The following is a 22,790-nucleotide window of genomic DNA, read 5'->3' as shown; positions in this document are numbered from 1 at the left end:
ATAAAATTATTACCCTTTGTTAGGGGGAAAAATCCTGAATAACCACATTTAATGGATATTCAGAATATGTTTCCTCATTTCAAATATCTTTTATATTTATTTCTAAACGTGACTGTACTCATTATCAATATCGGAACACTAATTTCATTCCACGCATTTATGGTTTTATCACCATCATCATACAATGGAATATTATCTTCACAAATATAAATTACCTTTTCTAACGGATAATCGTCTCCAATCTCGTTTTGGTGCTTAACTATGTGATCTGTTATTTGCTCAGGCCATTTTGCAAATTTACTCGTTATTGCTTTAGCCATATTTATTCCTTCTCGCATTTCAAAAAAATTATTTGTTAAAATTCCTTATCCCCCATATCCCTCTTCCTTTTCCTTCTACTGAGAAGAAAATATCTTTTTTATCTCCTGGTATTCCCATATATATATCACAATCACTAGAGTGTAAGTATATATTTTTCCTAATCTGTGATCTCCAATCAACATACGCACTTAAGTCAATTTTACTTCTAGTTTCAATTTCATTATATATTTCTGACAATTTACCTTTTCCACCTAATAATTCTAATGAAATTTGAATTTCATTAACCCATTTGATTTTATTCATATAGTTATTCACCTAGCCATTATGGAATTTGGAAATAAAAGTATCTATATCATTATTCTTGCTCACCAATTCGCTTTCCCAATTATTTCCTTCCGATACTCCTTCGGCGACACCCTGCAAACCTTTTTAAAAACCTTACTAAAATAATTCGGATCATGATACCCGACCTCATACGTAATTTCTTTAATGCTCTTCTCCGGATTCCCCAGCAGCTTCTTCGCCTTTTCAATCCGGCATTCAGTTAACAGGTCGATGTAGTTGATGCCGAGTTTTTCTTTGAACATTTTACTGATGTAAATCGGGCTAAGGCCCACTTTGGTGGCCAGGGTGTCCAGGGACATGTCTTCGTTTGAGTGGTCGATGATGTATTGTTTGATTTGGTGGATGGTGTCGGCTTCGGTTCGTTTGTTGTGGCTGGCATAGGTTTGCTTCATCCTGTCGAGCAGGGCGTCGGTTTCGGAGCGCAGCTGGCGGTACTGGTACGTTTGGTAGGAATAGAGGGGGGTGATGGTTTCGATGCCCATTTCCCTCATGACACGGGATCCGATCCAGAGTACTTCGAGCATGCGCTGCTGGCTTTGGAGCAGGTCGGTTCCTTTGTTTTCGTAGTGCTGGATGAGATTCATCAGCCTTGTCCGTACCTGCTGCCACTCTCCGCGGCGCACCTGGTCGGACAGTTCTTTTTCCTGCTGGTCGGCGAATGGTTCTTCGCTTAAGTCCCCTGTGACCGGTACATCGGAATAGAACCGGAATTTGGACGGGACCGCCGTATCCATGGCCGCCATGAGTGCTTCCTTATAGGACTGCCTGATTTGGTCAAGGGACCCATATACGTTTCCGATTCCGACGAACCAGTGGTCCTGCGCTCCTGATTTCGCGATGGAGAGAATGTCCCGGGCGAGGGTTGAGGCCTGCGCGCGGAACGATTGGCCCGGTTTCCTGAAGAGGATCACCGGGAGCTGGTTGCCATTTAATGCCCCGACCCAGCCGCTTCCGGTCTGCCTGACTTTTTCTTTGACGAGGGGATAGAAATGGTCCTCTCCATCTGGAAGCAGGACGATCATCGCGAACATCTCGTCTGCCGACTGGATGTCGAGGATTTCAATCAATTGGTCCACGCGTACATCATGGACGTGGTGGAACAGCAGCTGGGTGACGGCATCCGTTTCAACGAGTGACCGGGTGCTTTGCATCTCCTGCCGGCTGCTTTCAAGCGACTTTTTTTCTTCTTCGATTTCCTTCAGGACTTTGCCGATCGTCATGACGATGTCGGCCGCCTTGCTTGGCTTCAGCAGGTAGTCCTTTACCCCGAATTTAATGGCCTGACGCATGAAGTCAAACGTATCGTAGGCGGTAACCATGATGAATTTGATGCCTGGATCGTCCGCTGCAATTTGTTCTACAGCCTCCAGCCCGTTCATCCCCGGCATTTTGATATCCATTAGAATCAGATCCGGCTTAAACTCTTTCGCCATCTGAGCGGCCATGTTCCCGTTTCTTGCCTGCTCGATGATGAGCTCCGGAAAGTTCTTTGTTAAGATGAGCTGCATCCCATCGCGCTCAATCTGTTCATCATCCGTAATCAGGAGCCTGATCATCCCCATCCACTCCCTGCTGTTTATTTTCTATATGTAAGCGTTATCTAAATAATCGATTCGATTTTTCCGTCTTAAGTCCTGTATCCCCTTGAATGAAAGCGTTCCCTTCTTCCTAATCATATACCAACCCACATCCAGCCATCTACAAAAACAAGAAAAAAAGAGGGACTATTTTCAGTCCCTCCTGCGGTTTCTTAGCGTTTTTTCCTTGTCATGACATCGAAGATTACCGCTCCAGCGAGTACGCCGCCGCGGATCATGTACTGGTAGGAGATTCCGACACCAAGCAGGTTCATCCCGCTTGTGAGGGAAGCCATAACGATTGCCCCGATGATCGCACCCGTTACTTTTCCGACTCCCCCTGCAGAGGAGACACCGCCGACATAGGCTGCCGCGATGGCATCAAGCTCAAACAGCGTTCCGGCTGTCGTTGTCGCGGATTGAAGACGGGAGGTGAACAGGATTCCGGACAGGGCAGCGAGCATTCCCATGGAACCGAAAACGATATATGTGATTTTCTTGACGTTCATCCCGCTCAAATGCGCCGCTTCCGGGTTGCTTCCGACCGCATAGATGTGGCGGCCAAGTACGGTTTTCGTTGTCAGGAAGTGATACACAATCACAACGAGCAGCATGATAATGACTGTCCATGAGAAACCGTTGTAGCCTGCAAGGATCCAGGTAATATAGGCAACAATGGCGGAAATGAAGACGAGTTTCAGGATAAAGATTCCGAATGACGTCACTTCGAATCCGTATTTCACTTTGTTCCGGCGTGTTTTGATTTCGCTGTAAATCAAGTACAGAATGCCGAGAAGACCTACTAACAGGGAAAGCACATGCAGTCCGCCTACTTCCAGCAGGGATGGGATGTATCCGTTCCCGATGGCATTGAATGCATCATCCTGAATGATGATCGTACCGGTTTTCTCCGTTACCTGAAGGAGCGCTCCCCTGAAGATCAGCATTCCGGCAAGCGTTGCGACGAATGACGGGATTCCAATTTGGGCAACGAGCAGACCGTTAAATAGTCCGACAACGATCCCTAGGATCAGGATAAGCGGAATGACGATCAGCATCGGCATTCCTGCCTTTGTCAGCATGATCGCGACGATGGCGCCGAGGAAACCTGCGACGAAACCGACCGATAAGTCGATGTGGCGAATGACGATGACGAGGGTCATTCCGACCGCAAGCACCGCGATATAACCGGCGGAGTCAATCAGATTACTGATATTCCGGGAGGACATGAAGAGTCCATCCGTCATGACGGAGAATGTTAGAATAATAGCGAATAAGGCGATGTACATGCCGTAGTCACGAATGTTTTCACTGATTAGCGTTCTGGCTTCACGGAAAAAGTTCATTGAATAGTACCTCCTATTGCGTCGCAAGCTGCATAATTTTTTCTTGATCGGCTTCTTCGATGGCGAGCTCGCCTTTGATGGCGCCTTGAGCCATAACATACACCCGGTCGCTCATCCCAAGCACTTCACCGAGCTCGGATGAGATCATGATGATGCTCATGCCTTCATTAATGAGTTCGTTCATGACCGAATAAATTTCAAACTTCGCTCCGACATCGATTCCACGCGTCGGTTCGTCGAGAATGAGCAGCTTCGGTCCGACAAACAGCCATTTGCCGAGAGACACCTTCTGCTGGTTCCCCCCGCTCAGGTTGCCGGCCAATTGCTCGAGTGAAGACGTTTTAATATGAAGGGATTTTTTATAATGATCGGCGATCTTGATCTCTTCGTTGTTGTTCAGCACCCCTTTTGAGGAGATGCCTTTCAGGTTGGCGGCAGTGATGTTGTTCTTGATATCCTGGATCAGGAACAGGCCGTCCCCTTTCCGGTCCTCGGTTACATAGGCGATCCCTTCGCGAATGGCGTCACTCGTATGCTTCAGGTTCGCAGCCTTTCCGTTGAGCTTCAAGTTTCCTTCTAATTTATAGGACTTGGCATTCCCGAAAATACTGAGGGCAAGCTCGGTCCTCCCTGATCCCATCAATCCTGCAAGCCCGACGATTTCGCCTTTCTTTACATGCAGGTCCACATCCTTGATTACCTTTCGGCCCAATTTCGGATCATAGGCGGACCAATTCGATAATTCGAGGATCGTTTCACCCGGTGCTTTCTTTGGACGCTTCGGATAAATATCATCAATGGCCCGGCCGACCATGTTTTTGATAATCGCGGCTTCGGTAATCTGTCCTGAAGGGCCGTCCAATGTACAAATCGTTTGGCCGTCACGGAGAACCGTAGCCTGGTCGGCAATGGAAATCACTTCTTTTAACTTGTGCGAAATCATGATACATGTAATGCCCTGCTTTTTCAGTTCACACAGAAGCTCGAGAAGGTTTTCACTATCGTCTTCATTCAGTGCCGCGGTCGGTTCATCGAGAATGAGCAATTTGACATCCTTGCTCAGTGCCTTCGCAATTTCCACAAGCTGCCGCTTTCCTACGCCAAGATCCTTGATTAAGGTATCAGGTGTTACATCAAGCTTGACCTTCGCAAGCATTTTCTTCGCTTCGACGATTGTCTCGTTCCAGTCGATGACTCCACCCTTTTTAACTTCGTTCCCGGCAAAGATATTTTCATAGACTGTGAGATCCGGAAACAGCGCAAGCTCCTGATAGATGATGGCGATGCCTGCGTTCACACTGTCATTGATTTTATTAAACTGCTGCACACTGTCTTCATAGACGATGTCTCCATCATATGTTCCATATGGATACACACCGCTGAGCACCTTCATCAGCGTGGATTTCCCCGCACCGTTTTCACCGACGAGGAAGTGAATCTCGCCTTTCCTCACCTTGAAGTTGACATTGTCGAGTGCTTTGACGCCTGTAAAATGCTTGGAGATCTGTCTCATCTCCAGAATGTGTTCACTCATCATGTGATCCCCCTTAACAAAACAGCTGATACAATCACGAAATAGTGATAGAAAGCTCTACCACTATTCCGCCTGGTGTTTAAGTTTTTACAGACCTGAGAATTCTTTCTCTTCGTAGTACTTGGAATCAATCAATTCCTTTTTCACGTTTTCTTTATCTACGACAATGACGTCGGTTTGCTTAGCGTTTACTTTTTTCTTGCCGTTATCGTAGTCACCTGTTGTTTCAGGTTTTTTGCCGTCAAGGATTTCAACTGCCATACCCATCGCATCTTTCACGAGTGTACGAACATCCTTGAATACGGTCATGGATTGCTTGCCGTCAATTACGTATTGGATGGAAGCTTTCTCTGCATCCTGACCCGTGATTACAAAGCTTTTCACGTCTCCGTCAGAACCGAATACATCTGCGATGGAACGAGCTGTTCCGTCGTTTGGAGCAAGTACCGCAACGTCGCCCTTCATGTCAGCTTTAGCTGCAGTCAAGTGAGTTTGCGCTTTGTTTTTCGCTTCGCTTGGATCCCAGTTCGTTGTTACCTGGCCAAGAATTTTGCTCAATTGGTCACGGGAAAGCTCAGCTGTATCCTTCAGGGCTTCTGCTTCGCTTGAGTTTGCCACCTTGAATGTTCCGTCAGCGATTTTCGGCTGAAGAACGCTCCAGGCACCTTGGAAGAATAGGAACGCATTGTTGTCAGACGCTGCTCCGGCATACAGGTACAATGGAGTTCCTTTGCCTTTTGCATGGTCGATTAAGTATTGTCCCTGAGCTGCACCAACAGCCAGGCTGTCGAATGTTACGTAGTAGTCTACTGCATCCGTGTTTGTGATCAGACGATCGTAGGAGATAACTGTTACATCATCTTTCTTAGCCGCTTCTACAGCAGCAGCAGCCGCGTCGCCATCCTGCGGGCTGATGATTAGAACTTTGATTCCTTTGTTCAGCAATGTTTCAACGTTTTCTTTTTCCTTAGCGGAAGAACCTTGGCTGAAAAGAATTTCTGTTGTATATTTTGAATCTTTTAACGCTTCCTTAAATCTTTGCTCATCCTGTACCCATCTTGGCTCATCTTTTGTAGGCAATACGATTCCTACGTCGACTCCCTTGCCACCGCCGCCACCGCCAGTGCTTTTACTGTTGCACGCTGCAAGCATCCCGACAAACAGCATAAGAACCATCAGCGATGAAAACGCTTTAAAAAATTTGTTCATTTGTAAACCCCCTGAACTGATTTTGTATGATTACAGCTCAATTATATGCTGAAGGTCCCGGTTTGAAAGCGTTAACAACTAGCATTCTTTTAATATTGTCTGGACTTTTTTAATATTTTGGGTGGAAAGAAGTGCGGGCGGCGGGGGCCAGCGGGTCAGTCCCCACAAATTTTACCGTACGAAAGCTCTGGCACCTTCTCCGCTAACCGTTGGGGCAGAAAGGCTCATGGCAGATGGTCTCTGTCCCCTTTTGCGGTGAAGGATCGCGGGACTGGCACCGTGCCAGTCCCCGAAGATTTTACTAGACGAAAGCTCCGGCTCCTCCTCCACAAACCGTTGGGGCAAAAGGGATTATAGACCACATCCTCTGTCCCCCGTTGCGGTGAAGGATCGCAGGTCTGGCACCATAATCAGCATAACAAAAGGACCAATGGTGCCGAAAAACTATGTGTCATCTTAAAGGAAGCCTAGCCAGGATAAGTTAAACCAGCCTTTCACAAAAAGTGACTAATCTAAAATAAGCGCCGATTCCTGCTCCAATAAAACCAAGCGTAATTAAGGTTTTTTCTAATTATGAGTCACTCCAATCCCTCCCTTCTTCCAATTTGAACAGAAAAATCAGGAAAAATTTTCAACCATACTTCCAATCCGACAAAAATAAGTACAGAATGGTCGGGAAAGCAGATGACGGTTTGGATAAAATCAGGTGGAAAGGACGGTGGCGGAAATGCTGAAGGAAATGAATGAAGCGCTTCGATATATTGAAGAGCATCTTGGAGAGGAGCTGGATATGAGAGAGGCAGCCCGGATCGCCCGCTGCTCGGAGTTCCATTTCAAAAAGATGTTTAGCTATCTGGCGGGAATGACGCTGCTTGAATATATTCGGAGAAGACGGCTGACGCTGGCAGGCTTTGAATTGAAAAAGGGGGATGTTAAGGTGATTGATACAGCGCTTAAGTACGGCTACCAATCTCCTGACGCGTTCGCTCGGGCCTTTCAGCAGCTGCATGGAATCACGCCATCCGAAGCAAAGACGAGCGGTCATTCCCTTAAAGCCTATCCGCCCGTGTCCTTCCAATTATCCATTCAGGGAGGTAAGCCGATGAATTACCGGATCGTTGAGAAAGATGCATTTCGTATAGTCGGGATCAAGAAAAGGGTACAGATTGTTTTTGAAGGGGTGAACCCGGAGATTGCAGCTATGTGGAACAGTTTAAATCCACAGCTGATTCAAGAACTTAAAGCCCTATCCGATGTCGAACCACCAGGCCTTATCAGTGCTTCGGCGAATTTTTCAGAAGGCAGGCTCGAGGAAAAAGGAGCGCTGGACCACTATATTGGGGTTGCAACTGTGAAGGATGGTCCTGCACACTTCGCCTCGCTCGAAGTTAAACCATCCCTATGGGCGGTTTTCGAAGCGATCGGCCCCTTCCCGGACACCCTCCAAAACGTATGGGGCCGAGTCTATTCCGAGTGGTTCCCCTCCTCCGGATACGAGCAGACGGAGGGCCCGGAAATTCTATGGAACGAAAGCAAGGACACAAGCTCGCCCGTATTCAGGAGTGAAATCTGGTTTCCTGTGAAAGCGAGAGATGAAATTGCGCCAACCAAACTTTAAAACATACCAAACCATATGCAGGACGTAAGAATCTTTGGAACATTTTTAGCTTGGTAAGGAATGAAGGGGTCAGTCCCCACAAATTTCACAGAACTAAAGCTCTGGCACCTTCTCCGCTAACCGTTGGGGCAGAAAGGCTCATGGCAGGTGGTCTCTGTCCCCTTTTGCGGTGAAGGATCGCGGGACTGGCACCGTGCCAGTCCCCGATGATTTTACCGTACGAAAGCTCCGGCACCTCCTCCGCTAACCGTTGGGGCAGAAGGGATTATGAACTATATCCTCTGTCCCCCGTTGCGGTGAAGCACAGCGGGTCAGGCGCCACAATAGAAACCGCTATCTACAAAAAAAGGAACCCGCTAAACCACGAGTTCCTGCAAAAAAAAACCGTTACAATTTCACATTTCCCAGCTTCATCCGAATCTTCTTCATCAGTTCCGTCTCTTCTTTAACCACCTTGCTTAATTCTGCTTCCTGCTCCGCTTTTACCTTCTTTAATTCAGCAATCTCTTTAGTGTAATCACCAGTTGTGTTCTCTTTTACAGAAGAAATCACATTATAAAGATCTACATTTTTCACGTATTTCCCCGTTCCCCAGAACAAGCGGTCATCCGGCTGATGGAGGGCTGAGTCGGTGACTTGGTCAATCACTTTTTTATCAAAGTGGTAGCTGTACCATTCATCCTCAATAGAAAGCAAATACTCGTCGAGTGCTTCCTGTCCTTTCCCCTGCTGGAGGGCAGCGATGCTTTGGTCAAGCAGGCTGATTGTTTTCTGATGCTCTTTATGAGCAAAGGTTGGAACAATCGACCAGTTCAGTTTCATCAGCTCGCCCTGTGTCAGCTGGAATACTTGGAGCAGTTCTTTTTCTGCTTTTGCCAGGGCTGCTTTTTGCTGCGGTGAAGTAGCAGCTTCTCTTTGCTTTTCGTTGATATCGAGCATTTTTTTATATAGTGAATCCGCAAGTTTTTTCGCTTCCCCGGTTTCCGTTCTGAGCGTGGCTGGATCAATATCCGCACTTTTCAGGATGTCATCATCGATGGTTTGCTGGAATCCCTCCAGCTTCTTCCCGAAGTCGAAAGGCATGATGGCAATCTGATCGGCGTGAATCATCAGGGAACCGTAAAGTTTGACATGATCAGCAAGGACTTCTTTGTTCCCGTATCTCGCCGTGTCATATTGGGTGTGGTAAAGGGTTGTGAAGAAGTCCGAGCCGGAGCGGTCGTTTGCCACGGTCGGGACGCCGGCAATGGAATAGCTGTAATCATCCGAGCCTGTACTGTTGTTCCCCGTTACTTTGTAGCCATTCGGATAGGTCGCTGTATTCACGGCAGGTGCCTTACTGTCGATATAATCCTGCACAAAGCCCATCAGTTCATCGTTTGTATTGACTTCATCCGCGTCCTTTAATTTAATGGCCGCAAACTCCGTGTTTACGAAAAGACGGGAATTGCCGCGCCATTCCGGATGGAGCTTGTTGATCATGTTCCAGCTGCCGATCTGCCAGTCGAAGTAGGAGTTGATGGCACCATATTCCTCGGCGGCATGTCCAACAAAATAAATGGGATGTTCAGGCTTGTAGTTTGAATCCTTCATCGCTTTCGCCACGCCAAGCATTAAGCCGATCGAGGCTGCGTTATCATTGAAGCCTTCGAAGTATCCGTCGAGATGCCCGCCAACGATGATGCCTCCCGTATTCGTTTTTCCGGGAATTTTTCCAACCACGTTGTAGCTTGTCCCTTTTGGGGTAACCTTATTGTCAGTTTTTAAATTGACAGAAAGGGACTTTTTCTTTTTTAAAAGATTCTTCAGCTTGCTTCCATCCTTCACCGAAATGTTGACGGTCGGAATCGTGACGGGTCCTGTGAAATCAAAGGTATTCAGCGTGTCCCTGCTAATCGTTCCATATGTATCCCGGACGATCGCGATGACACCTGCCGCTCCCTGAAGCTCCGCCTGAAGGGCTGGATAGTTGATCCACCAGTCATTCTTTAAATCAATATCTAAAAGAACGATTTTCCCTTTGGCATCAATGTTCTTGTAATCATCCTGTGTTCCTTTGCCAACGTAAATGAGGTCCGCCTTTAATCCGGACTTCGGCGTGCCTTTCGTTGCATAGGAGGCTACCGGCATGGAAATGCGCGGATAATCCTTAAATGTGAGATTCCCCCCCTTGAACTCCCAGCTGTCCACTTCGAAACTCTCTTTCTTTACATCCTGCAAACCAAGCTTTCGCATTTCTTTTTCTACATATAAAGAGGCCTGATGCTCTGCCTGGCTGCCTGCGGTTCTCCATTTGTATTTGCTGAGCTCATACGCTTTGCTGAAGACATACTCTTGATCCACCTTATTCATGAAGGCATTCATGGCGGTTTTTTCCGCCTGTTCTTGTGCAGCATTCTTTTCTTCCGCATGTGCTGTCTGGCCGGCAAAAGGCAGGGCAATGACTGCGGCAAGAACTAGTTTCATATACTTATTTGATTTCAATCCTGTTTCCTCCCTGATATTATTTTTCCTAATCTTCAGATTTTATCGTATCCAATCGCTTCCATTGGTGCAACGGTTAGGGTTTTTATCCGCAACAAAGCCACAATGAAACCTTCATTATGGCTGGCAGCTTTAAATTTCAGGCAGCAATACCCGGACATCTTGAAATGCTCCATTCGAATCTACTCTGAACATTACCGTGCTGTTTCTGCTGTCGACTCCAACGGAATACCCGCCATCGCTCGAGTTAATCGTCTTCACGCCAATGCTGTAAAGTCCTTGAGGAAGGACTCCGCCTTTCTCATAATCTTTCACAAGATTCTCCGCACTGGGAATGGCATCACTCCGGTTTTGAGTATTATAGTAGAATGCGAAGTTTACTCGTATGCTGTCTGGCTCTTCATCGGTATTTTCACTGCTTTTCATATATGCAGGCAATAGTTGTTCCGTCTGGATTTTCTGGGTCTTCTTGAAATCTTCGGCAAGCTTGTTTTTTATATTTTCCCCTACATTTACGTTTAGATAGTAATAAAAGTTATCCTTCATTTCATGGTACCCAGTAGGTGATTTTTTTAGAAAACCATATTGATCAATCATTTTCTCTGACAGGGTGAGTACCTCTGGATGCTGATTGATAAAAGCTCCCTTTACCAGTTCAGGATATACGCGCTCTGATTCAACCTTATATGTATCACGCTCCATACTGATATAAACCGTGGTCACGTAAGGCTTTTCAATCTCAATCGCTGTTTGGTGTTCGATCCCTTCAAACCAGTTGTTGTCCCATGTTAGAAAATGATAGTCTTCGCTTTTTATTCCATAGGACTCTTTCAAATACTGATCGAGAGGTCTTTTTAAATCTCCCTCATTCATGCACCCGCTCATAACAACAGTTAGGAGTGCAATCAGGAGTCCTGCATAAATCGGCTTCATTCTGTTCATGCTGCACCTCTATTTTTCTCCATTCTTTACCTGGCTGCCGGCTCATTCACTTCCACAGTCGAAATCAGCGGCGAACTCCCCACCATTCTCCCATTCTTCCAAACCGTCACCTCACCGAATGGCTGTCCAATGGCAATCGATGTAATCGGCGTTCTCGGGAAACTATTTTTTATGGTAATCGGCAGACTTGAATCCTTTTTGGTGGAAAAGGATATGCCGTTTTGAACAACTAACGGCACTTGGGTGTTACGGACATTAATGGTTGCCGCTGTTTGTCCGGCCGCGACTGGCTGAATTGTCTCCATCATGGAGAAGGAGTAGTTCGTCATGGCGGCGATATCCTTTACCGCATAGGATTTAGTCGATTTCATGACGACGCCGATCAGGGTGGTGTTGCCTTTCTTTACGATCTCAACGAGGGAATTGCGGGCTGCATTTGTGTAGCCTGTTTTACCCCCGATGACATATGGCATGCCATGGAAGGTGGCCTTGCTTGTCAATTTTACGGTTCTCTTCGAGGTACGGACGACCGCAGATTTTGTTCCCATCGCTTTAAGTACTTCCGGATATTTCAGGTATGCTTCCCTTGTAATCAGCGCCATATCCTGAGTGGTGGTATAGTGTTTGCTGCTGTGAAGTCCGTTCGGGGTGACGAAATGGCTGTTTTTCGCTCCGATTTCCTTTGCCTTCTTATTCATTAATGCACTGAAATTGGATTCGCTTCTCGCTATATGCTCGGCAATCATCGCCGCGACATCGTTGCAGCTCAGGATCAGCAGGGCATTGAGCGCATCCTCCCGGCTCATTTTTTCGCCGGCCTTTAAGCGGAAATAAGAGTTGCTTGCGTCCTTCTTCACCGCGTTCTTGCTTGCCGTCATCATCGCACCAGAGGATACTTTATCCATTAAGATCATCGCGGTCAGCACCTTTGTCATGCTTGCCGGATACCATCTTTTGTCCTGATTCTTCGTATAAATGAGTTCCCCTGAATTTGCGTCCATGACTACAGCGTACTGGCTATAGATTTTTGGAACTGCCGCTGCTGCATGAACTGGGGTAACCTGACCTGCGATAAAAAAGAAAAGAAGAAAATAGAAAACTAGCTTTCTGTTAAACATGGAAATCCTCCTGGAAATAGAAATGGTATAACATACCCAATGGCAGAACGAATCGACAAACTCCTTCTACATTTTACAGGAGGATTAGGTATTTGTGTCCTAAAATATGTATTTTCTTTTAAAATAGAAGAAAAAGGCAAGTTGAGGGGTATTTTGATCTATTAATGTATTTGTTTAACCTTCTAGGAAATAGGGTAAATGACATTTTAGGCCATTTGAAATAAATCTTTGGTATAATATGTCGCATATAAACCAGAAGAAAATAAACGACAGTATATAGATTGAGAAACAATTACATAAATCGTGGGCAGAAGGGGGAGGAATTGCATGATTCATTCCATTAAGAATTTCGACGAGGCAGCAGAAAAGATTTTAAGTTTTATGAGCACGATTGTTCCGATTAACACTCTTTTCATTGCTAAAAATGATCAAAAATCCAATAAAATCGAAAAAGTGGTTAACCGGGATTATGCCTTGCTGAATAGCGGGGATACCCTGCCCTTTCAAGATACATTTTGCAAGCTAAGTGTGGATTATGGGAATCGCGTTCTGATGATTGAGGATTTGAACGGTAATGATTGGACGAAGGATATGACCGTTACCAAGAATTTGTCAGGTGGAAGCTTCATTGGCATCCCAATCAATTTCAGCACTGGGGAAAACTACGGAACCATCTGCGGTCTGGACAATAAAAAGGTAGAATTTGAAGAAGAGCACGTTGAGCTGTTTACTACCATGGCCTCCCTCTTAAGCTATGTCCTTGATCTTGATCGAGTCAATCGTGAGGTAGAGGAATTATCCGCTCCGATGGTGCCGCTCACAGATGACATAGCCGTTCTCCCTGTAATTGGAGACATCAGTCAAAAAAGGGCTGAAATCATCATCAAGTCAACCCTTAAGCAAAGCTCAGACCGCTGCCTTCAATATCTCATACTGGATCTATCAGGAATCAGCCGAATTAACAAAGAGGTCATCCATCACCTGCTCCAGCTAGTCAACATGCTGGAGTTAATCGGAGTAACCCCAATCCTAACTGGCATCCTCCCTGAACATGCACAGCAAATGGTTCAAAGCAATCTGATTTTAGACGGGATTTTAGTGAAGAAATCTCTGGCAGCGGCGTTATCGCATATTGGGTTTGCGTTAGTGGAGAAAGATATAGCTGGAACGGAAGAACGTCCATGAGGGCGTTTTTTTCATTTCAGACCTAAAACAACCGTCAGCTGAATTTCCTCTACAAATGAATCGTTTGGATGAATGTTTAGAAGCGCTTCTCTCAATTCGGTTTCATACGCTTCCCGCTGTTCCCCTATCCACCGCCTTGACCCATAGGACGTTGAATACACATTTCCAATTATTGAATCAGCTGACCAAACATACTGATAGGCAGGAAGTTTCACGACTTCTGCCTTGAATCTGGAACGGGAGACTCTTTCTTCATAGCTCATAGCAGGGTGCGAATACGTTGTGCTCCCCGCCTTCCGCTCTTCTCCGTACCAATTCCGAACGACTCGATTCAGTTCCAGTTGCCACGGTTCAGACTTCTGATTTGGATTATAAGCATCTATGATTGCAATTCCTCCACCGCCATCGATAAGCGTGTAAAGACCTTCGAGGATGGCTTCCTGATCCATCCAATGAAACGATTTCGCCATCATAACCAGACGGAATGCTTCATTATTTATGCCATTTAAGTAATGCTCCGCTTTTCCAGCTAACCATTCACAATGATCCACCCTAGCTGCAATGCGGTTCCGTTCTGCTTCGACAAGCATTTCCTCTTCAGGATCTACTCCGATAAGTTTCTCAAACCAGTCGGAAAGCCTGAGAGTGAGCTGCCCGGTTCCGCAGCCTAGATCAAGCATCTTTCCCTTCCCATCTAATTCAAACCGGTCTATCAGCAGTCTGATTAAGGAAGAAGGATAGATGGGTCGGTATTGAGAGTAAAAGCCGGCGGTGCCTTTAAACAGATCCTTATCATAGCTTGTCATATCCATACTCCCTCCTAATCTTAGGTAATAATCATACTAAAAGTGGAAGTGGCCGGATACCTCTCCCTAAAATTTCATATACATCGAGATGAATAAACCGTAAAGTGATGCTGTAATTTTCCATTTTCAGCATCCCTTAGTTTGCAATCCATTGGTACAGAAAATAGCTGATGACGATGATGATAACAATCACGCCCCCAATGGTCGGACTTCCATATACTGTTCTATTCCAGCCATCATCAGAACTGATCTTACTTTTTTCTTGATCCTTTTTCATTAAGCACCTCCCAATTTTTTTAACTACAATAACCAAAAATCAAATATTAATAGAAAAGTATGATTATCCCAACTAAAAATGCCTCTGCTTTTTATGTTTGAAGCCTTTCTTTTGTATACTATTTGATTTTTTCCTCCACCGATTAAATAGATATATTCCCTTGAAATATTTTACCATTTTTTTCTTGATGATCCTTTATAATAGAAGGAACTAACCCAGTATCACCAGATATAAGATAGATAGGAGAATGGCTCTTGTATTTATTTAGAAAGCTTTATTTAAAGGCGATTAAAATCAAGTTCATCACCCTCATGACGGTCACCCTCTTATTCCTCATTCTTAACGCCTGGATCATGAAGGCACTTGAGCCGCAGACAAAACGGGACTGGCACCGTGCCAGTCCCCACAAATTGTACTGAACTAAAGCTCCGGCACCCACACTTCAAAGCCTTGGTGTACTCTGCCATCATCATTGAGTTGAAACTGTGCTCTTCATATGTAGTTGGAGTTCGGATCAAGCTGCGAACCTTGGCTTGAATGCTGCATGTCATAGCGGAAAACGACTTGTGCCGCGGTTTTCTTATTGACGTTTTAAACCTAGACTAAAGATAAGGGATTAGAGCCATAATTCCTGCAAATTCGACTGAATATACAGTCCCCATTTGATAAATTCGGGGTCCATCATCTGTTTAAAAGTGCCGACACGAAAAAAGGATCGCACCAAAAGAAACAACCTTGTTTCCTTTTGCGCCTTCCTTTTTTCTGGTTATTTCACTATCCAATAAACCCGCAGTGACGATTCTCGGTCACGGTGACCATCCGGTTCTTTTGATCGTCTTCTTTAAAATTGTCCTATGCCATAACCCGGTCTATCCATGTACGGCCGAAAATCCCGGTATTCCGTCAAACAGGTATAGATTTTCCGTTTTAATGCAGTCAAATCCATGTTGGATAAGCTTTACATACAGTTCTGCTGCCTGTTCAGGTGTAATGCCGTCTCCAAGGAAACGGCAGCGCCAATGGTCCGTGCAAAATGTTTCCGGTAGCCCATCGGGATAAACCTTTACTCCGCGATTTGTAATGACGGACAGACCTAGATTCTCTGACTTGATAGCTGACACCTTACGGCCAAGCTCATCTGGGTTTCCACCTTTCCAGTGTAGAAAAATATCGATTCCTGCGAGTTCTTTTTTTGCCGGTTTGGTTTCTGCTGCCGCAATCTTCCATGAAGATCCTGTGCTGTATGAGACAGGTTTAAGTGCTGTGGGAATCTGACCAATCCGGGCGATGACTGCATCCGCGAATTCCTGGGTGCCGGCTTTTTGTTTGCTTACGCCTTCTTTGTATAAATCATACGTATGGATTCCATCTTCGATCGTCCTCAGCCAGGCATTATGGACGGCTGCGGCTGCTTCCGTCTGTCCGATATGGACGAGCATCATGATTGCTCCATGCAGCAAGCCGGATGGGTTTGCGAGATTTTGGCCGGCACGTCTTGGTGCAGAGCCGTGTATCGCCTCAAACATCGCACAGTGTTCTCCAATATTCGCAGATCCCGCCATCCCGACCGATCCTGCGATCTGGGCCGCAACATCAGATAAGATGTCTCCGTATAGATTTGGCATGACGATGACATCGAACATTTCCGGTGTATCTGCAAGTTTTGCTGCTCCAATATCAACAATCCAGTTTTCCTTCTCGATTTCGGGATATTCCTCGCCAATCTCTTGAAAAATTTTGCTGAACAATCCGTCTGTAAGCTTCATTATGTTGTCTTTCACAAAGCATGTTACCTTTTTCCGGTTATGATGCCGGGCATATTCAAATGCATAGCGGACAATTTTCTCTGTGCCCGGCCGCGAAATGAGTTTTAGACATTGATATACATCATCTGTTTGCCTATGCTCAATCCCAGCATATAAATCCTCTTCATTCTCTCGTATTATCACGACATCCATGTCCGGATGAAGTGTGTCCACAAATGGGGAAAAGGATGGGCAAGGCCGTACGTTTGCATATAGTCCAAGTGCCTTGCGAGTTGTTACATTCAAGCTTTTGTAGCCTCCGCCCTGCGGAGTGGTAATCGGCGCCTTCAAAAACACTTTTGTCCGGCGAATTGAATCCCATGCCGTCCTGTCCATCCCAGCAGTAACTCCTCGTTCGTAAACCTTTTCACCGATTTCTACTTCTTCAATCTCAAGCTCAGCACCTGCAGCTTTGATCATGCGGAGTACCGCTGTCATTATTTCCGGACCAATTCCATCCCCGTGAGCTACTGTAATTTGCTTTTTCATCTTCATCCCCCATTATTCTCCAGTTTCCAAATAACCGCTTCCGTTGCATGTATGGCAAACCATGTAACCATGGCTATGGCACTTGGCACAGTCCTGTCTGAAGTTCTCACTTTCCATTTGCCCAGCCTGCAAACACATACAAACTACTTCTCCATGCCCGTCGCAGTATACACAATTCATCTCCATCTCTCCTATTCTTATGGATTGCAAATAACACAATACATCGCACCTGCTTCTGTCTTTCCATCACTCCGTTTTTCCGTCCTGCTATATGTGCAGGCTTTGCAGCTAAAAATCTCCTCTTTCACCATCGCAGTCGGAATATGGCACAGTTCACAGGGAAGCCCTCCTACCGTTTTGCTGACCCCCCAGCCGGGACATCCGCATTCAGGACATAGAGAACCCATCCGTTTCACAAGTTTTCTCGCTGCCTCATGGATGACCTTCTGCCTCATAGGATTATGATGGGCCCTCATATCCGTTTGAATTATTGCGAGCTGATCTTTTGAGATCGCTGTGCATTCTGCAATCGCTTCATCCAGTTCTTTTCTTCCGCAGATTCCTTTGTAGAAAACAGGCTCAGTCATTTGATTTGGCCTTACAATTAAGGAATGGGATGGAAAGTCCGCTTTTTTTAGAAAGGTCTCGGCTGTTTCCAGGGACGAGACAGTCGCTGAACTGAAATTGGTTGCGGTGCTGATGACCTGTTCATGTATTTCGATTCCAAGAATTTCGTCGATCCACAAAAAAATTTCACAATCCTCCCCGACAAAAGGAAAGAACCGGCATGGACCAAAACTTCCTTCACTGGCTAGACCGTAAGGAAGGCCAAGCCGCTTCATTCCAAGCTTTGCTTTTAAACGCGCTGTTTCCAAGGGAGGCTGCTTTCTTTCTGTTTCCCCTGTAAATGTCCCCAATTCATCTGTGTTGATATTCTGAGGGACCCGAAGGGAAATTTGCAGCTCAGCGAACACTGGAACAGCTATTTCTTCCTTTCTATGCATCGTAGCAAATGCGGCCTCTTTACCGGAATAGGGATGCTTCATCCACTAAGCTCCTTTAAGGAAATCAGCTGCTTTCTTTCTTTCATTAAGAGGTAGCCTTTGACCGTTATGTTTTTAGGGAGAAGCGGATGCTGCTGCAATAATGTCACCGTATCCCTGACATCTTCCAGAGCAGACTGCTCTCCAAACCATCGTGAAGGATCCAATCCATGTAAATACTTCAATAAATAATTTGAATCGTTTAGACATTCCTCTGAAATCCCATGTTTCCGCATTAACTCCTTCCATTGTTCAAGACCGCTTTTTCCATCCGTCCAGATCACCTCAATCCGATCTATTTTCAGCTTATACACGAGTATTAAAACGCCCCGGATAAATGAACCGTATCCATCCCAAATCTGCCTGCTGGGGCAGCGGATCACATAAGCTCCGTCTTCTTGAAACGCAGCATCCATATCTGCAAGGATTAATACACGCGGTTTCTGATTCTCTTTTATCCCAACCATAGAACAACCTCCCTTTTTAGTAAGAACAAAAGCGCAAGTGCATTGAAGCAAAGAAATTCTGCCTAGCGGGCAACACCCTGTTGCAGCGAAGAACTTATCCGCATCAGTACGCCAATAAGAACTGGAAAGAAATCGGGTACAGTCTGGTTTTAACTTGAGGGGATTTTCTGAAATGACCTCAAGAGGCCGAACGCTGGGGTTAGCTAAAGATTTCTTATTTAGCAACTTATCAGCACTAAGGAGCATTCAGATTATTCCCTTAAAACAAAAAACCGGTAAAGAGCAAGGTGGATGTGTCCACTCTTACACTCTTTACCGGTCTGCATTAAACCGCCCTCTTCAGGGCTTTTTAAATGTCTCCCGTTTTTCAATATACCCCTACCCCATAAGAAACACCATGACCCGCTCCCCTGTGCGCGTACTGATATCTGTATGAAAGCTCATGATTTCCATTCCTGTCGCGCTGCTAACAATTTGCTTTAATTCATCTGCACCCGATTCCACTAGTTCTGCCCGGATTTTCTTTACTGACAGCAGACCGCTTTCCGTTTCAGAAATCTTCTGTTCAGCCGGTGTTAAAACCCCCTTCAACACCACCAGAACTGCATGGTCCAAGATGCTTGTTTTCACTTGGAGAGGACCTCTTCCCAAGTACTCCTTCTCCCACTTTGTAATAAGCCTGCTGATGATATCTTCCATTTCTCCCTTGCTCATCCGATCCCCCCTATAAAAAAAGAGCATCCTCTTTTTGTATGCACAAAAAAGAGGTATGCCCGATTTATTATGAACAGCATATATGTCTAGTTCGCTCCCCCTCAGAACGGCCCATACCGTTGCTGCCTGGAAGAAGTTTTACCATACATGCTATCGAGTAATCTTCCGGTTTCATTTCCTATATTACGATGCCGAAACATAAAATGTCAATTATTTTGAGAGGGCTTTCACTCTGCATTTTTTTCTTCTGTTTAACGTACGTTGACCCGTTCCTGTTCCATTGTTTCATCTACGGCCGAAGCTGCACAAATAAACCTTACATTTCGCTATCATCAGCTGTACATTTACTACTAGTATACAGGACGATGAAGTGATTTGTTACATAATTAGGAGCTTCTTTTGTTCTGTAAAAAAACCCTTTCATGATTTATCCGTATTTTCGAAGTGGTGCAAAGCTGGTGTGCCTGTACCCACAAATTTTACCGTACGAAAGCTCCGGCACCACCGCTGCAAAGTACTGGTACTCAAGAGCTGACCGTCCGTAGCCTCTGTCCCCTGATACGGTGAAGGAAAGCGGGACTGGCACCGTGCCAGTCCACACAAATTGTACTGAACTAAAGCCCCGGCACCCACACTTCAAAACATTGGTGCACAAGGTCTGGCTAGACATTGCCTCTGTCCCCCGATGCGGTGAAGCAGAACGGGACTGGCACCACACAAAAAAAGCTGACCAAAAGGAGTCCATCATCCTTCCAGGTCAGCTTTTTTTCAGTCAAGTCCCGCAATACGTCTCATAAGGACCGCACTCCGGCCCCGGCGGCTCAGCGTATGCCGTCTGTTTTTCCGAGTGCTCATATGGATTTGATAGAACATCCAATAGTTCCTCCATCGCAGTCAGATCTCCGTTTACCGCAGCATCAAGCGCCGCTTCCACCCGATGATTCCTTGGAATGATGGCAGGATTGCTGTTCCGCATCAGCTGATGAACGGCTGCTTCCGATTCTTCCTGTCTTGACAATCTTTCCTGCCAACTCCCTTTCCAACGGGCGTAATCCGGATTGACCGAGAGCGCATGTTCCTTGTCAAAGGTCAAGGCCACAAACGTATTCGTATAGTCTGCCTTTTCCTTCTGCATCATAGCGAGGAAATGCTGAATCAGCGTTTCATCCTCTTTTTCCTCATTAAATATTCCGAGCTTTGCCCTCATGCCCTTATACCATTGCCGCTTGTACAGCTCAGGATAGCCAGAGATTGTCTCCTGGGCGATTTTCACCGCTTCCTCCTGTTCTTTATGCAGCAGCGGCAGAAGGCTTTCCGCAAATCTTGCCAAGTTCCAGCCGCCAATTCCCGGCTGATTCAGAAAGGCATAGCGGCCTTGTACATCAATTGAGCTGAAGACGGTTTCCGGATCATACGTATCCATAAAAGCACATGGACCGTAATCAATCGTTTCCCCGCTGATCGTCATGTTGTCCGTGTTCATAACTCCGTGGATAAATCCAACAAGCATCCATTTGGAAATCAGTTCGGCCTGTCGTTTCATGACTTCCTGAAGCAGGGACAGGTACCGGTTATCATCATTTTTGATTTCCGAATAATGACGGTCGATTGCATAGTCAGCAAGCGCCCGCAGTTCTTCCTCGGATGTCCAGTTGGCTGCATATTGAAAGGTGCCGACGCGCAGATGGCTCGCGGCCACTCTTGTTAAAATGGCACCAGGCAATTCGGTGTCGCGGTAAATCGGCTCCCCCGTTGCTACAACCGCGAGGCTGCGGGTTGTCGGGATCCCTAGACCATGCATCGCTTCACTGATGATGTATTCACGCAGCATCGGTCCAAGGGCAGCCCGGCCGTCCCCGCGGCGTGAATAAGGTGTCGGTCCTGAGCCTTTCAGCTGGATATCCATCCGTTCGCCTGAAGGAGTGATCTGTTCTCCAATCAGCATCGCACGTCCGTCTCCAAGCATCGTAAAGTTCCCGAATTGGTGGCCAGCGTAGGCTTGGGCTAAAGGAACGGAGCCATCTGGAATTTCGTTTCCGGAAAGGATCGCTGCATCGTTTTGAAGCTCATCCGCACTCAAGCCAAGATTTGCAGCAAGCTGTTTATTAAAAATGACCATCTTCGGATGATTCACTGGATTTGGTTCAATTACTGTGTAAAAGGAGGATGGCAGACTGGTGTAGCTGCTGTCCAGGTTCCATCCTGTTTTCCCTGATCCGGTTCCCATTGTATCTTCCTTTCTTTTTCCTTGTGGATTAATTTTGTTCTTCTTTATATTATTATACTTTTAAAAGAGTCTAGTCTGCCTTAGATATGCGCTCAAAGTAATAAATCAATAAACTGGTATAGTAGCCGTAACGAAAGGTCTGGAGTGAAATCTATGCAGAATTTGATGGAAGTGAAATTCTATACAACAGGCAAGGTTGCCTATTCTATAGATGATAACATACTCATGAATGCCGAAATGCTCGCTCTCAGTATGTACGCTAAACTTAATGAAGAACGATCGGATATTCTTAGCAACTTAGAGGAAAGCAGGACGAGTTATGAAGAATGATGTGATCTTAAATAAAATAAGTGTGATTGAACGATGCAAAAAACGTGTCTTGGAGGTGTATGAAAATCAGCCTGGAAAATGGCCATGCATATAGTGGCTGAAAAAAAACTCCGATATACTCCAGGAAAAATCCATTATTGACCAGGATATTTCCTCCAAAATGAAAGCCATGGTTGCCTTTCGCAACATTGCGGTGCATGATGATCAATCCATTAATTTAGATATCCTCGAGCAAATCATTTCAAAGCATTTAGACGACTTTATGGAATATAAAAAACAAATTCTTGCGTATTAATTTTATTGACTAACCGGACCTCTTTATGAGAACAAAAAAAGCACTGCCACTTGCTGTGCTCTTATACTCCGATTTAAATGTGCTTAATTATTATTGTACCTCTTTTACATTCATTAGCTTTGCAATACTTTGTATATCTTCTTCATTAAGTAAATAAACGGATCCAGTGTAGTTTTCTTTTTGGAATCTCCCTATATGATCTTTAGGATAAAGCCACAAAAGGATTGTGTCAGAGGAATCGTCTTTATAAGAAATGCTCATCTTAAAGTTTTCACCGTCAGCAGTCGTTGCACCCGAATAGGATGAGGATTTCTTTAATGCTTTTACGATTACTTTAATATCTTCTTGATGTTCCAAAACAATTTCTCTATCCTCTATGTGCTCATTAGTTTCTGAAAAGAGGCTCAATCCGTTACCTGTTATTGTTACCTTTTTAATATCCTTTGGCTCTCCTCCAGTTGAACAAGCAGCTAAAATGATTATTGCGATCAACATAATGATGCTCAGCTTTTTCATTTTATCCCCCCTCGTTAAGTTTGACGGGGTGTCGAGATAAAAGTTTCAACATTCCCAATATCTTACTTCTTTTATTGAGTAAAGCGCTAAAAATGGAATTTCCTAATTCCCAATAAAAAAAGCCAACTAACTCATGTGCGAA

Annotated in this window: 22 protein-coding genes; 5 read left to right on the top strand and 17 right to left on the bottom strand. The window is 45.4% G+C overall.

The genetic code is table 11. The features are described from left to right. Positions 1–74: 74 nt before the first annotated feature. The 6 genes from AS29_RS11005 to AS29_RS10980 all read right to left on the bottom strand — a co-directional run bounded on the left by AS29_RS11005 (position 75) and on the right by AS29_RS10980 (position 6,332). Positions 75–320: a hypothetical protein gene (locus AS29_RS11005; protein ID WP_035405810.1), complete on the bottom strand. Its 246-nt coding sequence runs from the start codon at positions 318–320 to the stop codon at positions 75–77. A gap of 28 nt (positions 321–348) precedes the next feature. Next, positions 349–624 (bottom strand): hypothetical protein, encoded by a 276-nt coding sequence (locus AS29_RS11000; protein ID WP_035405808.1) that lies wholly within the window; start codon positions 622–624, stop codon positions 349–351. A gap of 62 nt (positions 625–686) precedes the next feature. Beyond that, the gene (locus tag AS29_RS10995; protein ID WP_035406075.1) at positions 687–2,222 is read right to left on the bottom strand and encodes a response regulator; all 1,536 of its coding nucleotides are present in this window, start codon (positions 2,220–2,222) and stop codon (positions 687–689) included. A 194-nt stretch (positions 2,223–2,416) separates the two neighbouring features. Further along, positions 2,417–3,589, bottom strand: coding sequence for a sugar ABC transporter permease (locus AS29_RS10990; RefSeq protein WP_035405806.1), 1,173 nt, complete (start codon positions 3,587–3,589; stop codon positions 2,417–2,419). A 13-nt stretch (positions 3,590–3,602) separates the two neighbouring features. After that, positions 3,603–5,123, bottom strand: coding sequence for a sugar ABC transporter ATP-binding protein (locus AS29_RS10985; protein WP_035405804.1), 1,521 nt, complete (start codon positions 5,121–5,123; stop codon positions 3,603–3,605). 87 nt (positions 5,124–5,210) lie between these two features. Beyond that, complete coding sequence (locus tag AS29_RS10980) at positions 5,211–6,332, bottom strand: sugar ABC transporter substrate-binding protein (protein WP_035405802.1); 1,122 nt, start codon at positions 6,330–6,332, stop codon at positions 5,211–5,213. A gap of 727 nt (positions 6,333–7,059) precedes the next feature. Between AS29_RS10980 and AS29_RS10975 the strand changes: the two genes are divergently transcribed. Further along, positions 7,060–7,950 (top strand): AraC family transcriptional regulator, encoded by an 891-nt coding sequence (locus AS29_RS10975; protein ID WP_051860615.1) that lies wholly within the window; start codon positions 7,060–7,062, stop codon positions 7,948–7,950. A 387-nt stretch (positions 7,951–8,337) separates the two neighbouring features. Here the strand turns inward: AS29_RS10975 and AS29_RS10970 are convergent, their stop codons facing one another. From AS29_RS10970 to AS29_RS10960, 3 genes are all read right to left on the bottom strand, one after another. Continuing rightward, on the bottom strand, positions 8,338–10,434 hold the full coding sequence (locus tag AS29_RS10970) for a M28 family peptidase (RefSeq protein WP_035405801.1): 2,097 nt from the start codon (positions 10,432–10,434) through the stop codon (positions 8,338–8,340). Between the two features lie 132 nt (positions 10,435–10,566). After that, a complete protein-coding gene (locus AS29_RS10965; RefSeq protein ID WP_035405799.1) occupies positions 10,567–11,376 on the bottom strand; it encodes a hypothetical protein in 810 nt (269 codons plus the stop codon). Between the two features lie 26 nt (positions 11,377–11,402). Beyond that, positions 11,403–12,494, bottom strand: a complete 1,092-nt coding sequence (locus AS29_RS10960) for a D-alanyl-D-alanine carboxypeptidase family protein (RefSeq protein WP_051860595.1) — start codon at positions 12,492–12,494, stop codon at positions 11,403–11,405. Between the two features lie 327 nt (positions 12,495–12,821). On the opposite strand from AS29_RS10960, the gene AS29_RS10955 reads away from it, so the two are divergent. Continuing rightward, the gene (locus AS29_RS10955) at positions 12,822–13,679 is read left to right on the top strand and encodes an STAS domain-containing protein (RefSeq protein ID WP_035405796.1); all 858 of its coding nucleotides are present in this window, start codon (positions 12,822–12,824) and stop codon (positions 13,677–13,679) included. An 11-nt stretch (positions 13,680–13,690) separates the two neighbouring features. Here the strand turns inward: AS29_RS10955 and AS29_RS10950 are convergent, their stop codons facing one another. After that, on the bottom strand, positions 13,691–14,485 hold the full coding sequence (locus AS29_RS10950; RefSeq protein ID WP_035406066.1) for a class I SAM-dependent DNA methyltransferase: 795 nt from the start codon (positions 14,483–14,485) through the stop codon (positions 13,691–13,693). Between the two features lie 136 nt (positions 14,486–14,621). Next, positions 14,622–14,762, bottom strand: a complete 141-nt coding sequence (locus AS29_RS21385) for a hypothetical protein (protein ID WP_156505934.1) — start codon at positions 14,760–14,762, stop codon at positions 14,622–14,624. Between the two features lie 254 nt (positions 14,763–15,016). On the opposite strand from AS29_RS21385, the gene AS29_RS21380 reads away from it, so the two are divergent. After that, a complete protein-coding gene (locus AS29_RS21380) occupies positions 15,017–15,181 on the top strand; it encodes a hypothetical protein (protein ID WP_156505933.1) in 165 nt (54 codons plus the stop codon). 450 nt (positions 15,182–15,631) lie between these two features. Here AS29_RS21380 and AS29_RS10945 read toward each other — a convergent pair whose 3' ends face one another. From AS29_RS10945 to AS29_RS10925, 5 genes are all read right to left on the bottom strand, one after another. Then, positions 15,632–17,062: an NADP-dependent isocitrate dehydrogenase gene (locus AS29_RS10945; protein ID WP_051860594.1), complete on the bottom strand. Its 1,431-nt coding sequence runs from the start codon at positions 17,060–17,062 to the stop codon at positions 15,632–15,634. Positions 17,063–17,253: 191 nt separating this feature from the next. After that, positions 17,254–18,102: a DUF6671 family protein gene (locus tag AS29_RS10940; protein WP_035405792.1), complete on the bottom strand. Its 849-nt coding sequence runs from the start codon at positions 18,100–18,102 to the stop codon at positions 17,254–17,256. Continuing rightward, positions 18,099–18,566 (bottom strand): hypothetical protein, encoded by a 468-nt coding sequence (locus AS29_RS10935; protein ID WP_035405791.1) that lies wholly within the window; start codon positions 18,564–18,566, stop codon positions 18,099–18,101. The genes AS29_RS10940 and AS29_RS10935 overlap by 4 nt, the downstream gene beginning before the upstream one ends. A gap of 378 nt (positions 18,567–18,944) precedes the next feature. Further along, positions 18,945–19,280: a DUF2294 domain-containing protein gene (locus tag AS29_RS10930; RefSeq protein WP_035405790.1), complete on the bottom strand. Its 336-nt coding sequence runs from the start codon at positions 19,278–19,280 to the stop codon at positions 18,945–18,947. Between the two features lie 772 nt (positions 19,281–20,052). Further along, complete coding sequence (locus AS29_RS10925; RefSeq protein ID WP_035405789.1) at positions 20,053–21,507, bottom strand: protein adenylyltransferase SelO; 1,455 nt, start codon at positions 21,505–21,507, stop codon at positions 20,053–20,055. A 153-nt stretch (positions 21,508–21,660) separates the two neighbouring features. On the opposite strand from AS29_RS10925, the gene AS29_RS21375 reads away from it, so the two are divergent. Then, positions 21,661–21,837 (top strand): hypothetical protein, encoded by a 177-nt coding sequence (locus tag AS29_RS21375; protein ID WP_156505932.1) that lies wholly within the window; start codon positions 21,661–21,663, stop codon positions 21,835–21,837. Between the two features lie 97 nt (positions 21,838–21,934). Beyond that, positions 21,935–22,132 (top strand): type VII toxin-antitoxin system HepT family RNase toxin, encoded by a 198-nt coding sequence (hepT, locus tag AS29_RS22060; protein ID WP_442854528.1) that lies wholly within the window; start codon positions 21,935–21,937, stop codon positions 22,130–22,132. Positions 22,133–22,222: 90 nt separating this feature from the next. Here hepT and AS29_RS10915 read toward each other — a convergent pair whose 3' ends face one another. Further along, on the bottom strand, positions 22,223–22,648 hold the full coding sequence (locus AS29_RS10915; RefSeq protein WP_035405788.1) for a hypothetical protein: 426 nt from the start codon (positions 22,646–22,648) through the stop codon (positions 22,223–22,225). Between the last annotated feature and the right edge of the window lie 142 nt (positions 22,649–22,790).

Source organism: Bacillus sp. SJS (assembly GCF_000732485.2).
Taxonomy (GTDB): Bacteria; Bacillota; Bacilli; order Bacillales; family Bacillaceae; genus Metabacillus_B; species Metabacillus_B sediminis.
The sequence above is the reverse complement of the archived record's forward strand: the minus strand, read 5'-3'. Positions and strand labels throughout refer to the sequence as shown.

Bases quoted from the DNA above. Each gene is read 5' to 3' on its own strand.
- AS29_RS11005 (WP_035405810.1), bottom strand. From the start codon at position 320: ATGGCTAAAGCAATAACGAGTAAATTTGCAAAATGGCCTGAGCAAATA.
- AS29_RS11000 (WP_035405808.1), bottom strand. From the start codon at position 624: ATGAATAAAATCAAATGGGTTAATGAAATTCAAATTTCATTAGAATTA.
- AS29_RS10995 (WP_035406075.1), bottom strand. From the start codon at position 2,222: ATGATCAGGCTCCTGATTACGGATGATGAACAGATTGAGCGCGATGGG.
- AS29_RS10990 (WP_035405806.1), bottom strand. From the start codon at position 3,589: ATGAACTTTTTCCGTGAAGCCAGAACGCTAATCAGTGAAAACATTCGT.
- AS29_RS10985 (WP_035405804.1), bottom strand. From the start codon at position 5,123: ATGAGTGAACACATTCTGGAGATGAGACAGATCTCCAAGCATTTTACA.
- AS29_RS10980 (WP_035405802.1), bottom strand. From the start codon at position 6,332: ATGAACAAATTTTTTAAAGCGTTTTCATCGCTGATGGTTCTTATGCTG.
- AS29_RS10975 (WP_051860615.1), top strand. From the start codon at position 7,060: ATGCTGAAGGAAATGAATGAAGCGCTTCGATATATTGAAGAGCATCTT.
- AS29_RS10965 (WP_035405799.1), bottom strand. From the start codon at position 11,376: ATGAACAGAATGAAGCCGATTTATGCAGGACTCCTGATTGCACTCCTA.
- AS29_RS10960 (WP_051860595.1), bottom strand. From the start codon at position 12,494: ATGTTTAACAGAAAGCTAGTTTTCTATTTTCTTCTTTTCTTTTTTATC.
- AS29_RS10955 (WP_035405796.1), top strand. From the start codon at position 12,822: ATGATTCATTCCATTAAGAATTTCGACGAGGCAGCAGAAAAGATTTTA.
- AS29_RS10950 (WP_035406066.1), bottom strand. From the start codon at position 14,485: ATGACAAGCTATGATAAGGATCTGTTTAAAGGCACCGCCGGCTTTTAC.
- AS29_RS21385 (WP_156505934.1), bottom strand. From the start codon at position 14,762: ATGAAAAAGGATCAAGAAAAAAGTAAGATCAGTTCTGATGATGGCTGG.
- AS29_RS10945 (WP_051860594.1), bottom strand. From the start codon at position 17,062: ATGAAGATGAAAAAGCAAATTACAGTAGCTCACGGGGATGGAATTGGT.
- AS29_RS10940 (WP_035405792.1), bottom strand. From the start codon at position 18,102: ATGAAGCATCCCTATTCCGGTAAAGAGGCCGCATTTGCTACGATGCAT.
- AS29_RS10935 (WP_035405791.1), bottom strand. From the start codon at position 18,566: ATGGTTGGGATAAAAGAGAATCAGAAACCGCGTGTATTAATCCTTGCA.
- AS29_RS10930 (WP_035405790.1), bottom strand. From the start codon at position 19,280: ATGAGCAAGGGAGAAATGGAAGATATCATCAGCAGGCTTATTACAAAG.
- AS29_RS10925 (WP_035405789.1), bottom strand. From the start codon at position 21,507: ATGGGAACCGGATCAGGGAAAACAGGATGGAACCTGGACAGCAGCTAC.
- AS29_RS21375 (WP_156505932.1), top strand. From the start codon at position 21,661: ATGCAGAATTTGATGGAAGTGAAATTCTATACAACAGGCAAGGTTGCC.
- AS29_RS10915 (WP_035405788.1), bottom strand. From the start codon at position 22,648: ATGAAAAAGCTGAGCATCATTATGTTGATCGCAATAATCATTTTAGCT.